Origin of the sequence: Mycobacterium talmoniae (assembly GCF_001854525.1) — a bacterium.
Classification (GTDB): domain Bacteria; phylum Actinomycetota; class Actinomycetes; order Mycobacteriales; family Mycobacteriaceae; genus Mycobacterium; species Mycobacterium talmoniae.
Map to the genome: position 1 here is coordinate 1 of NZ_MLQM01000168.1, position 11,791 is coordinate 11,791.

Genomic DNA, 11,791 nt, shown 5'->3' on the forward strand with positions numbered 1-11,791 from the left:
GGGGCAGGTCCTCGGCCGGGGCCTCGAACGCCGCGTTCTCGGTGTTCACCGAGTCGCCCGGCGCACTGATGTCGATGTCATCGGCGGAGGCCGTCGGCGCGCTGGCCAGGGCCCCGGCAATCGCGGCGATGACGAGCGTCTTACGGACGTGGTTCAATATCGTTCCTTTCGCGGGGCGCGCGCCGAAGCAGGCCCAACGCTGGGCCGCTGCCTATGCAGGCAAGGTGGTGCTTCGGACGTGCCGTCTCGTTCCGGCACGACGGTGGGGACATGGGTCTGCCCTACGGGCTGCTGCCCGACGGCTGCGGGCTGGCTAGCGCCGTCTGCAGCCCCCCTCACGCGGGTCCGTGGATTCGATTTTGGTTTGCCCCTCGCGGGGTCGACATGGACGGTACGAGACCAAATTGCCATTCGTCATCTTCGACACGAGCGATATCTCGATCCGATAACGAGACGATCACGACGACGTCGGATAAACATTTCCCAGGTCACGCGATGCTTTTTCAACCACACCAGATGCGCTCGGTATGGGCGTTTTCGTGAGCCAAATCACGCAATTTTTGTGAGCTGCGCCACGGGTTTCGCCGGGTGGCGCCGCCGCGGCGGGTTGGCACCGGTCTTGGGCCGGCCACCACCCGGCGACCGGCGGCGGCGCCGCCGACCCGTGCCCGCCCCGATCAGCGAACGCTGATACCAGGGAAAACTAGGGCCACAAGACCTTTCACAACAACAGCAAAGTCGTTCCGGCGGCCGCGGGCGGCGAAAACTTCGGCGACAACGGCACGCGCCCCGCTTTCCGGGCCGCCCCACTCCGCCACAGTCGCCGCCGAAACGCCGCAATTCGGCGGCGCACCGCGGCGGCGTCGACACCGCTATTCCGGCGATCTGACGCCGGCCCGGCGCCGGTGACCGCCGCCGCCCAGACGCCCAATCTCCCGCTGCCCCAACGCAATACGCGGGGCCCGTCGAACCCGGATAACACGAGGACTCGCGACCGACAGCGGCCCGCACCATATTTTGCCGAGAAATATAACGTCGCCATCACACAGGACCGCGCACGCAATTATTTAATTTCGGCTGCGCAATTTGCCGGAATGGTCTTTACCGGGGCGGGGGCAGCAGGGCCTGCAGATCGGCGGGTGAGTTGACGTTGGCCAGCGTCGGGGCCTTGGGCACCACGATGCGTTGCGCGTCGACGGTGTTGACCAACGCGCCCATCCGGCGTTCGCCGGCGGCCACCAGGTCCGCGATGCGCGGGGCCAGCCGGGTCCGGTAGACCGCGGCCAGGTAGTGGTCGCGGCCGTCCCACGGCAACACCACGTCGGAATCCACCCGCGCGGCCGCGCCCGCCAGGGTGTCGATCAGCTCGGCGGTCAACAGCGGCATGTCGACCGCGCAGACGAAGGCGTACTCGGCGCCGCCGGCCGCCGCGGTCTGCAAACCGCGCCCCACCGCCGGCAGCGGGCCCAGGCCCGCGACCTCGTCGCGCAGCAGCCGCGCGGGCAGCTCGGGCAGGGTTTGTCCGCGCGCGGCCATCACCAAAACCGGGGCACAGCGCTGCCCGACCACGTCGACCAGGTGCTCGACCAGCGTCCGACCGCCCAGCGAGTCCGGAACGGTCAGGGTCGCCTTGTCGCGACCCATCCGCCGCGACTGCCCCCCGACCAGCACGATCCCGGCGAGCGGGAGCGGCGGCGGGGGGACCACGTCAGTCGACGGTCCAGGTGTCGCGGCCCCGCAGCAGCGATTGCAGGGCGGCCATGTCGTGCGGGGTGGATTCCCGCGCCGCCGCCACCTGGGCGCGGGCGGCGTCGTCGTAGGTGGGCCGGTCGACCTGACGGAAGATGCCCATCACGGCGTGGTCGAGGTTCTGGTCGGACAGCCGCGACAACGCGAACGCGTAGCCGGGGTCGGTGGAGTGCGCGTCGTGCACCACGATCTCGCTGGCGGCGACGTCGGCGGTCTTGGTCACCTCGAGCCCGAACCCGGAACGCACCACGCAGTATTCGCCGCCCGAGCCGAAGGTGATCGGCTCCCCGTGGCGGACGTGGATCACCCGCTCCTCGGCGCCTTCCTTGCGCAGCGCGTCGAACGAGCCGTCGTTGAAGATCGGGCAGTCCTGCAGAATCTCGACCAGCGCCGAGCCGCGGTGCTCGGCCGCCGCCCGCAGCACCTCGGACAGCCCCTTGCGGTCGGAGTCCAGGGCGCGGCCGACGAAGGTGGCCTCCGCACCCAGCGCCAGCGACACCGGGTTGAACGGGTGGTCCAGCGAGCCCATCGGCGTCGACTTGGTGACCTTGCCTTCCTCCGAGGTCGGCGAGTACTGGCCCTTGGTCAGCCCGTAGATCCGGTTGTTGAACAGCAGGATCGTCAGGTTGACGTTGCGGCGCAGCGCGTGGATCAGGTGGTTGCCGCCGATCGACAGGGCGTCGCCGTCACCGGTGACTACCCACACCGACAGGTCGGGGCGGGCCACCGCCAGGCCGGTCGCGATGGTGGGGGCACGGCCGTGGATGGAGTGCACACCGTAGGTCTCCAGGTAGTACGGGAACCGGCTCGAGCACCCGATCCCGCTGACGAAGACGATGTTTTCCCGGCGCAGCCCGAGTTCGGGCAAAAAGTTGCGGATGGTGTTGAGGATGACGTAGTCGCCGCAGCCGGGGCACCAGCGGACTTCCTGGTCGGTGGTGAAGTCCTTGGCCTTCTGCGGCGCCTCGGTGGTGGGGACCAGACTCATCTTGGACGGCCCGGGCGTCAGACCGAGGTCCACGCCGATCCGGTTGCCGATCACTTCAGTCATGCCTCAGCTCCTACACCACTACCCACGGTAGCCGCCGCCAGCCGTGCGAATTTGGCTTTGTCCGTTTCTTTTTCCGCCAGCGTGCCGTCCAGCGCGGCATCGATGATGCCTTCGACCTCGTCGGCCAGGAACGCCATCCCGGCCACCTTGGTCACCGACTGGACGTCGACCAAATACTTGCCGCGCAGCAGCAGCGCCAACTGGCCCAGGTTCATCTCCGGCGCCACCACCTTCGGGTAGCGGCGCAGCACGTCACCGAGGTTGGCCGGCAGCGGGTTGAGGTTCCGCAGCTGCGCGTGGGCGACCTTGATGCCCTTGCGGCGCGCGCGCCGGCACGCCTCACCGATCGGCCCATAGGAGCTGCCCCACCCGAGCAGCAGCAGCTCGGCGTCGCCGGTCGGGTCGTCGACCTGTAGGTCGGGCACCTCGATCCCGTCGATCTTGGCTTGGCGCAGCCGCACCATCAGATCGTGGTTGGCCGGCTCGTAGGAGATGTTGCCCGACCCGTTGGCGGCCTCCAGCCCGCCGATGCGGTGCTCCAGGCCCGGGGTGCCCGGGATCGCGAACTGGCGGGCCAGCGTGTCCGGGTCACGGTTGTACGGCTGGAACGGTTCCCCGGACTTGGCGAACTCGTGGCGGATCGCCGGGTAGCCGCTGATGTCGGGGATGCGCCACGGCTCGGAGCCGTTGGCGATGGCGCCGTCGGACAGCAGGATCACCGGGGTGTGGTAGGTCACCGCGATCCGCACCGCCTCGATGGCGGCGTCGAAGCAGTCCGACGGCGACCGCGGCGCCAGCACGGCGACCGGGGACTCCCCGTTGCGGCCGTACATCGCCTGCAGCAGGTCGGCCTGCTCGGTTTTGGTGGGCAGCCCGGTGGACGGCCCGCCGCGCTGCACGTCGATGATCAGCAGCGGCAGCTCGGTCATCACCGCCAGCCCGACCGCTTCGGACTTCAGCGACAACCCCGGACCGGAGGTGCTGGTGACCCCCAGCGCCCCGCCGTAGGAGGCGCCCAGCGCCGCGCCGATCCCGGCGATCTCGTCCTCGGCCTGCAGGGTGATCACGTTGAAGTTCTTGTGCTTGGACAGCTCGTGCAGGATGTCCGACGCCGGGGTGATCGGGTAGCTGCCCAGCACCACCGGGATACCGGCCAGCTGACCGGCGGCGACCACCCCGTAGGCCAGGGCGGTGTTGCCGGAGATCTGCCGGTATTCGCCGGCCGGCAGCTTCGCCGGGGAGACCTCGTAGGTGGTGCCGAACGCCTCGGTGGTTTCGCCGTAGTTCCAGCCCGCCTTGAGCGCCAGCACGTTGGCCTCGGCGACATCGGGCTTGCGGGCGAACTTCTCCCGGATGAACGTCTCGCTGGTGTCGATCGGCCGGCCGTACATCCACGACAGCAGCCCCAGCGCGAACATGTTTTTGGCGCGCTGACCGTCCTTCTTGGTCGCGCCGATGGACTCCACCGCGCCCAGCGTCAGCGTGGTCATCGCGACGGCCTGCACGACGTAGTCGGACAGCTCCCCGTTCTCCAGCGGGTTGGCGTCATAGCCGACCTTGGCCAGGTTGCGCTTGGTGAACTCGTCGGAGTTGGCGATCACCAGCCCGCCACGCGGCAGGTCGGCGATGTTGGCCTTCAGCGCGGCCGGGTTCATCGCGACCAGCACGTCGGGGCGGTCACCGGCGGTGAGAATGTCGTAGTCGGCGATCTGGATCTGGAACGAGGACACCCCGGGCAGGGTGCCCTGGGGGGCGCGGATCTCGGCGGGATAGTTGGGCTGGGTGGCCAGGTCGTTCCCGAACAGCGCCGCCTCGGAGGTGAACCGGTCACCGGTGAGCTGCATCCCGTCCCCGGAGTCACCGGCGAACCGGATGACCACCTTTTCGAGCTTGTGCCGCTCCGGTGCCGCGCCTGGCCCGGCCCCGTTGCCGTTCGGACCCACGTCCCCGCCTTCCATAACCGTTTTCTACGGGCACCCAGCCTCGCGTCTACCCGCGCGCATCGTTGGAGTGGCCCCGCCCAAAATTTTTATGTCACTGCCGGTACCGATTATTGCACTGCTCTTAGGGATGCCTCGACGCCACGAGCGCCGGACACGCCGCCGATACGGCGCGAAAGTTCGAGGTCACCGATGTTGCCGCGGTGCGCGGGCGCGGTGATTGTGGTTTTCGTCACTGTTGCTGGCGCGTCAAGTCTAAGAACGCCGCCTACGCGTGAGTAACATTTGCTAGCGCGCCGCCCGCGCGGCCGCGGGTCAGGCGCTCTTGTCGCGACGCTCCGAGCGGGACGGCTTGCGCGGCACGATGGTCGGCAGCACGTTGTCCTGCACGGTCTCCTTGGTGACCACGACCTTGGCGACGTCGTCGCGGCTGGGGATGTCGTACATCACCGGCAGCAGCACTTCCTCCATGATGGCGCGCAGCCCGCGGGCCCCGGTGCCGCGGTGGATCGCCTGATCGGCGATCGCCTCCAGCGCGTCCGGGGTGAACTCCAACTCCACCCCGTCCATCTCGAACAGCCGGGTGTACTGCTTGACCAGCGCGTTCTTCGGCTCGGAGAGGATCTTGACCAGGGCGTCCATGTCCAGGTTGGTCACCGAGGCCACCACCGGCAGCCGGCCGATGAACTCCGGGATCAGCCCGAACTTGATCAGGTCTTCGGGCATCACCTCGGCGAAGTGGTCGGTGGTGTCGATCTCGGCCTTGGACCGGACCTCGGCACCGAATCCCAGCCCGCGCTTGCCGACCCGGTCGGAGACGATCTTCTCCAGCCCGGCGAACGCGCCCGCCACGATGAACAGCACGTTGGTGGTGTCGATCTGGATGAACTCCTGGTGCGGGTGTTTGCGTCCGCCCTGCGGCGGCACCGACGCCTGGGTGCCCTCCAGGATCTTCAGCAGCGCCTGCTGCACGCCCTCCCCGGAGACGTCCCGGGTGATGGACGGGTTTTCGCTCTTGCGGGCGATCTTGTCGACCTCGTCGATGTAGATGATCCCGGTCTCGGCGCGTTTGACGTCGTAGTCGGCGGCTTGGATCAGCTTGAGCAGAATGTTCTCGACGTCCTCGCCGACGTAGCCGGCCTCGGTCAGCGCGGTGGCGTCGGCGATCGCGAACGGCACGTTGAGCATCTTGGCCAGCGTCTGCGCCAGGTAGGTCTTGCCGCAGCCGGTGGGTCCGAGCATCAAAATGTTGGACTTGGTCAGCTCGACGGGCTCCCCGGACCGCGAATCGCGGCTTTTCTCCCCGGCCTGGATGCGTTTGTAGTGGTTGTAGACCGCCACCGCCAGGGTGCGTTTGGCGGTGTCCTGGCCCACCACGTAGCCCTCCAGGAAGTCCCGGATCTCCGCGGGTTTAGGCAGCTCATCGAGTTTGACGTCGTCCGCGTCGGCGAGCTCCTCTTCGATGATCTCGTTGCAGAGATCGATGCACTCGTCGCAGATGTAAACGCCGGGGCCGGCGATGAGCTTCTTGACCTGCTTTTGACTCTTCCCGCAGAACGAGCACTTCAGGAGGTCACCGCCGTCTCCGATGCGCGCCATGGTGCTGAGGGCCTACTTCCTGTTCGGTCTTCGTGGGTGGTGCCGAGAGTGTATGTCCCGACGCTACCCGCTTGCTCCGGCGTGACGCGACCGATAGGACCGAATCGCGTCGGTGGTATTTGTCCCTGTCCGCTTGAGAACATAACGCCTGTGCGCGCCGTGGGGCTGATGAGACGCGCCGCCGTGTCGCGGCTGTTATCCACCGAGCGGACCGACCTACAGTGGCGACCGTGGCGTTCGCCGTGCCCGACGATACCGTGCTGGTCAGCGACGGAGGCCTGGCCACCGAGCTGGAGGCCCGCGGCCACGACCTGTCCGACCCGCTGTGGTCGGCGCGGCTGCTCGTCGACGCCCCGGCCGAGATCGAGGCCGTGCACACCGCGTTTCGCCGCGCCGGTGCCGTGATCGCCACCACCGCCAGTTACCAGGCCTCGTTCGACGGTTTCGCCGCCCGCGGGTTCGACCGGGTCGCGACGACGCGGCTGCTGCAGCGCAGCGTGCAGCTGGCCCGGGCCGGCGGGCCGCGCTGGGTGGCCGCCTCGATCGGCCCCTACGGGGCGGCGCTGGCCGACGGCTCGGAGTACCGCGGGCGCTACGGCCTGCCGGTGGCCGCGCTGGCGGCCTGGCATCGGCCGCGGCTGCAGGTGCTGGCCGCGGCCGGCCCCGACGTGCTGGCTTTGGAGACCGTCCCGGATCTCGACGAGGCCGAGGCGCTGGTCGGGGTGCTGGCGGAGGCGGGGGTGCCGGCCTGGCTGAGCTACCCCATCGCCGGGGCCCGGCCCCGCGCCGGGCAGCCGCTGCGCGAGGCGTTCGCGGTGGCCGCCGGGGTGCCGCAGCTGGTCGCGGTCGGGGTCAACTGCTGCTCCCCCGCCGATGTGCTGCCCGCGATCGCGGTGGCCGCCGAGGTCACCGGAAAGCCGGTGATCGTCTACCCCAACAGCGGGGAACGCTGGGAGCACGGCCGGTGGGTGGGCCGACCACAGTTCCGCGCGGAGCTGGCCGCCGACTGGGTGGCCGCCGGGGCGCGCATTATCGGCGGCTGCTGCCGGGTGGGCCCGGCCGACATCGCCGCGGTCGCCCGCGCCGTTGACTCTGCGTCCAGGGCGCAGAAGTGCGAGTAGACAGCGCCCTCAGCGCAGAGTCAACGCAAAACTAGGCGGACTGCGCCGACAGTTTGCGGTACTCAAGCACGGTGTCGATGATCCCGTAGTCCTTGGCCTCGTCGGCGGTCAGGATCTTGTCGCGGTCGGTGTCCTTGCGGATCACCTCGGCCTCTTTGCCGGTGTGGCGGGCCAGGGTGGACTCCATCAGGGTCCGCATCCGCTCGATCTCGGCGGCCTGGATCTCCAGGTCGGAGAACTGGCCCTGGATCACCCCGGCCAGCGACGGCTGGTGGATCAGCACCCGGGCGTTGGGCAGCGCCATCCGCTTACCCGGGGTGCCGGCGGCCAACAGCACCGCCGCCGCCGACGCGGCCTGCCCCAGGCAGACCGTCTGAATGTCGGCCCGCACGTACTGCATGGTGTCGTAGATCGCCATCAGCGAGGTGAACGAGCCACCCGGGGAGTTGATGTACATGGTGATGTCGCGGTCGGGATCCAGCGACTCCAGCACCAGCAGCTGCGCCATGATGTCGTTGGCCGACGCGTCGTCGACCTGCACGCCGAGGAAGATGATGCGTTCCTCGAACAGCTTGTTGTACGGGTTGGATTCCTTGACGCCCCAGCTGGAGTGCTCGATGAACGACGGCAGGATGTAACGCGCCTGCGGTGCGATTTCGGGATTCATGACGTGGCTCCGTTGGTCTGGGCGCGGGTGATGATGTGGTCGACGAAGCCGTACTCGAGGGCTTCCTGGGCGGTGAACCAGCGGTCGCGGTCCGAGTCGGCCTCGATGCGCTCGATCGGCTGGCCGGTGAACTCGGCGTTGAGCCGGAACATCTCCTTTTTGATGACCGTGAACTGCTCGGCCTGGATGGCGATGTCGGCGGCGCTGCCGGTCACCCCGCCCAGCGGCTGGTGCATCAGGATGCGGGCGTGCGGCAGCGCATACCGTTTGCCCTTGGTGCCCGCGGCCAGCAGGAACTCGCCCATCGAGGCGGCCATGCCCATCGCGTAGGTGGCGATATCGCAGGGCGCCAGCACCATGGTGTCGTAGATCGCCATCCCGGCGCTGATCGACCCGCCCGGCGAGTTGATGTACAGCGAGATGTCCTTGGTCGGGTCTTCGGCGGCCAGCAGCAGAATCTGCGCGCACAGCCGGTTGGCGATGTCGTCGTCGACCTGCGACCCGAGGAAGATGATCCGCTCGGAGAGCAAGCGCTCATACACCGAGTCGACGAGGTTGAGCCCCTGCCCGTTCGAACGCATGTCGCTCACAGTGGGTTACCTGCTTTCGTTGTGTTCCGTCTGCATCGACACTAACCAACCCGCGCCGCCGCGCACTCCCTGAACTGCCGGCGTTCGCTCACAGCGTCACTCGCCGTCGTCGGCGGTCTCCGCATCCTCGGCCTCGTCGGCCTCCGGGCTGCCGAAGAACTCGGTGGTGTCGATCACGTTGCCGTCGGTGTCGGTGACGGTGGCGGCCTGCACCACCGCGGCGATCGTGCGTCCCCGCCGCACATCGGCGAACACCGCCGGCAGCTGGTTTTGCTGCGACAGCACCTGCAGCAGCTGCTGGGGTTCGATGCCGTACTGGCGCGACATCAGCATCAGGTGCTCCATCAGGTCGTTCTGCCCGACCTCGACCTCGAGGTCGTCGGCCAGCGCATCCAGCAACAGCTGGGTCTTGACCGACTTCTCGGCGGCCGAGCGGGCGTCGGCGTCGAACTCCTCGCGGGAGGAACCCCGCTCGGCGAGCTGCTCGGCGAACTTGTCTTCGTCGTGGTCCAGGCCGTGCAGCGCGTTGTGCACGGTGTTGTCGACCTGGGCCTGCACCACCGCCTCGGGCAGCGGGATGTCGACCTGCTCGAGCAGCGTGTCCAACGCCGCCTCGCGGATCTTTTCGGCCTGCTGGACCCGCTTGGTCTGCCGAACCTGGTCGGCCAGGTTGGCCTTCAGCTCCTCGATGGTGTCGAATTCGCTGGCCAGTTGGGCGAATTCGTCGTCGGGCTCGGGCAGCTCGCGCTCCTTGACCGAGCCAACCGTGACGGTGACCTGGGCTTCCTTCCCGGCGTGCGAGCCGGCGGCCAGCGTGGTGGTGAACACCTTGGACTCCCCGGCCGTCAAGCCGACGATCGCCTCATCCAGGCCGTCGATCAGCCGGCCCGACCCCACCTCGTGGGACAGGCCCTCGGTGGCCGCCTCCGGCAGCTCCTCGCCGTCGACGGTGGCGGACAGGTCGATCGAGACGAAGTCGCCGTCGGCGGCGGGCCGCTCGACCCCGGTCAGGGTGCCGAACCGGGCCCGCAGCGACTGCAGCTCGGCGTCGACCTCGTCGTCGCTGATCTCGATCGGGTCCACGCTGAGCTGCAGCGCGCTCAGCTGCGGCAGCGTGATGTCGGGGCGGACGTCGACCTCGGCGGTGAACACCAGGTCCTGGCCGTACTCCTTGCTGGTCACCTCGATGTCGGGCTGGCCCAGCGGCTTCAGCTCCGATTCGGTGACCGCCTGCCCGTACCGGCCGGGCAGCGCCTCGTTGACGACCTGGTCGAGCATCGCCTCCTTCCCGATGCGGGCCTCCAGCAGCTTGGCGGGCGCCTTGCCGGGCCGGAACCCGGGCAGCCGCACCTGCTTGGCCAGCTCCTTGTAGGCGCGGTCGAAGTCGGGCTGCAGCTCAGTGAAGGGCACCTCCACATTGATGCGAACCCGGGTGGGGCTCAACTGCTCGACGGTGCTCTTCACGGCTGTACTCCTCGGTGTCGGTATCGACGGTCGGCGTGGTCGTAGTGGTCGGGGTGACAGGATTTGAACCTGCGGCCTTCCGCTCCCAAAGCGGATGCGCTACCAAGCTGCGCTACACCCCGCGCTGACCTCGACGATCCTAAAGCCCGGCGACACCGCGGTGACAGTGACGTCACGTCAATTGGATTTGGCATCGGCCGCGCCGGTAAAGTCTGGCGATAGTCAGGCATGCGGGCGTAGCTCAATGGTAGAGCCCTAGTCTTCCAAACTAGCTACGCGGGTTCGATTCCCGTCGCCCGCTCAAAAGTGGGGGGTATCTCCTCGACAGGAGGCGACGTGAGCGACGTCGAAATTCACGGCTCGTGCGCGTCGGGTTTCCAGCGGGTGCGCGACGCCTTCGAGCTGAATTTCGCGGTGCGCGACGAGGTCGGCGCCGCCGTCGCCGCGTTTGTCGACGGGGAGCTCGTCGTCAACCTGTGGGGCGGGTCGGCCGACGCCGCCGGCCAGCGGCCCTGGCGGGAAGACACCCTGGCCACCGTCCTGTCCGGCACCAAGGGCATCACCAGCACCTGTGTGCACCAGCTCGTCGAGCGCGGCGAACTGGAGCTGGATGCGCCGGTGGCCCGCTACTGGCCGCAGTTCGGCCGCGCCGGTAAGGGCGACATCACCATCGCGATGGTGCTCAGCCACCGGTCCGGGGCGATCGGGCCGCGCACCCCGATGCGCTGGCAAGACGTCGCCGACTGGGATCTGGTCTGTGACCGGTTGGTCGCGGCCGAGCCGTGGTGGGCGCCGGGGACCGCGCAGGGCTACCACATGACCACCTACGGGTTCATCCTCGGCGAGGTGGTCCGGCGGGTCACCGGCGGCACCGTCGGGCAGTACCTGCGCCGGGAGGTCGCCGAGCCGTTGGGTGCCGAAATCCACATCGGGGTGCCGGTCGCCGAACAACGCCGCCGCTGCGCCGACCTGGTCGCCAAACCCACCATCCGCGAGATGATGGCGTCGGCCGGCGCCCCGGCCGCCCCCACCACCCTGGCCGAGCACCCGAAGGCGGGGCTGTCGGTGGCGATGGGCTTTGCCCCCGACGACGAACTGGGCTCCAACAACCTGGAGCTGTGGCGGCAGCTGGAGTTTCCGGGCACCAACGCGCAGGTGTCGGCGTTGGGGCTGGCCACCGTCTATAACGGGCTGGCCCAGGAGAAGCTGCTTAGCCGCGCCCAGATGGACCGGATCCGGGTGTCCCAAGGCGGCTTCGACACCGATCTGGTGCTGGGGCCGCGGGTGGCCGACCACGGCTGGGGGCTGGGGTACATGCTCAACCAGCGCGGGGTCAACGGCCCCAACCCGCGGATCTTCGGGCACGGCGGGCTGGGCGGGTCGTTCGGTTTCGTCGACCTCGAGCACCGCATCGGCTACGCGTACGTGATGAACCGCTTCGACGCCACCAAGGCCAACGCCGACCCGCGCAGCGTGGCGCTGTCCAGCGAGGTCTACGCCGCGCTCGGCGTCGCGGTGTCCTGACCGGCCGATAAGCCGGCGGCGGCCGCGGACTCGCCGCGACCGCCGCTGGGATTGGTCAGGTCACCGGTGGCCGGGTCCACCCGGTC

At 68.7% G+C, this 11,791-nt stretch carries 9 protein-coding genes and 2 tRNA genes; 3 read left to right on the plus strand and 8 right to left on the minus strand.

Going from position 1 to position 11,791, the window contains the following annotated elements:
* Positions 1 to 1,101: 1,101 nt before the first annotated feature.
* The 4 genes from mobA to clpX form a co-directional block, all read right to left on the minus strand.
* The gene (gene mobA / locus BKN37_RS22100) at positions 1,102 to 1,707 is read right to left on the minus strand and encodes a molybdenum cofactor guanylyltransferase (RefSeq protein ID WP_278184970.1); all 606 of its coding nucleotides are present in this window, start codon (positions 1,705 to 1,707) and stop codon (positions 1,102 to 1,104) included.
* 1 nt (position 1,708) lies between these two features.
* Positions 1,709 to 2,800 (minus strand): 2-oxoacid:ferredoxin oxidoreductase subunit beta, encoded by a 1,092-nt coding sequence (locus tag BKN37_RS22105; protein WP_071029096.1) that lies wholly within the window; start codon positions 2,798 to 2,800, stop codon positions 1,709 to 1,711.
* Positions 2,797 to 4,743, minus strand: coding sequence for a 2-oxoacid:acceptor oxidoreductase subunit alpha (locus BKN37_RS22110; RefSeq protein ID WP_071029103.1), 1,947 nt, complete (start codon positions 4,741 to 4,743; stop codon positions 2,797 to 2,799). Before BKN37_RS22110 ends, BKN37_RS22105 begins: the two co-directional genes overlap by 4 nt.
* A gap of 312 nt (positions 4,744 to 5,055) precedes the next feature.
* Positions 5,056 to 6,339, minus strand: coding sequence for an ATP-dependent Clp protease ATP-binding subunit ClpX (gene clpX / locus BKN37_RS22115; protein ID WP_071029097.1), 1,284 nt, complete (start codon positions 6,337 to 6,339; stop codon positions 5,056 to 5,058).
* A 230-nt stretch (positions 6,340 to 6,569) separates the two neighbouring features.
* On the opposite strand from clpX, the gene mmuM reads away from it, so the two are divergent.
* Positions 6,570 to 7,460 carry a homocysteine S-methyltransferase gene (gene mmuM / locus BKN37_RS22120; RefSeq protein WP_071029104.1) on the plus strand — a complete coding sequence of 297 codons (891 nt, stop codon included), beginning with the start codon at positions 6,570 to 6,572 and terminating at the stop codon, positions 7,458 to 7,460.
* Positions 7,461 to 7,491: 31 nt separating this feature from the next.
* On the opposite strand, the gene clpP2 is transcribed toward mmuM, so the two are convergent.
* The 4 genes from clpP2 to BKN37_RS22140 form a co-directional block, all read right to left on the minus strand.
* The gene (gene clpP2 / locus BKN37_RS22125) at positions 7,492 to 8,127 is read right to left on the minus strand and encodes an ATP-dependent CLP protease proteolytic subunit ClpP2 (RefSeq protein WP_071029098.1); all 636 of its coding nucleotides are present in this window, start codon (positions 8,125 to 8,127) and stop codon (positions 7,492 to 7,494) included.
* Positions 8,124 to 8,708, minus strand: coding sequence for an ATP-dependent Clp protease proteolytic subunit (locus BKN37_RS22130; RefSeq protein WP_095407174.1), 585 nt, complete (start codon positions 8,706 to 8,708; stop codon positions 8,124 to 8,126). The genes clpP2 and BKN37_RS22130 overlap by 4 nt, the downstream gene beginning before the upstream one ends.
* A 105-nt stretch (positions 8,709 to 8,813) precedes the next feature.
* Positions 8,814 to 10,181 carry a trigger factor gene (gene tig / locus BKN37_RS22135; protein WP_071029100.1) on the minus strand — a complete coding sequence of 456 codons (1,368 nt, stop codon included), beginning with the start codon at positions 10,179 to 10,181 and terminating at the stop codon, positions 8,814 to 8,816.
* 45 nt (positions 10,182 to 10,226) lie between these two features.
* Positions 10,227 to 10,303: transfer RNA gene (locus BKN37_RS22140), tRNA-Pro, on the minus strand.
* A 108-nt stretch (positions 10,304 to 10,411) separates the two neighbouring features.
* On the opposite strand from BKN37_RS22140, the gene BKN37_RS22145 reads away from it, so the two are divergent.
* Together BKN37_RS22145 and BKN37_RS22150 are read left to right on the plus strand one after the other, a co-directional pair.
* Positions 10,412 to 10,482, plus strand: a tRNA-Gly gene (locus BKN37_RS22145).
* A 35-nt stretch (positions 10,483 to 10,517) separates the two neighbouring features.
* Positions 10,518 to 11,705 carry a serine hydrolase domain-containing protein gene (locus BKN37_RS22150; protein ID WP_071029101.1) on the plus strand — a complete coding sequence of 396 codons (1,188 nt, stop codon included), beginning with the start codon at positions 10,518 to 10,520 and terminating at the stop codon, positions 11,703 to 11,705.
* Positions 11,706 to 11,791 lie beyond the last annotated feature (86 nt).

What these genes read in the sequence shown, in the direction of transcription:
- BKN37_RS22105 (WP_071029096.1), bottom strand. Translation starts at nt 2,800, where the DNA reads ATGACTGAAGTGATCGGCAACCGGATCGGCGTGGACCTCGGTCTGACG.
- clpX (WP_071029097.1), bottom strand. Translation starts at nt 6,339, where the DNA reads ATGGCGCGCATCGGAGACGGCGGTGACCTCCTGAAGTGCTCGTTCTGC.
- clpP2 (WP_071029098.1), bottom strand. Translation starts at nt 8,127, where the DNA reads ATGAATCCCGAAATCGCACCGCAGGCGCGTTACATCCTGCCGTCGTTC.
- BKN37_RS22130 (WP_095407174.1), bottom strand. Translation starts at nt 8,708, where the DNA reads ATGCGTTCGAACGGGCAGGGGCTCAACCTCGTCGACTCGGTGTATGAG.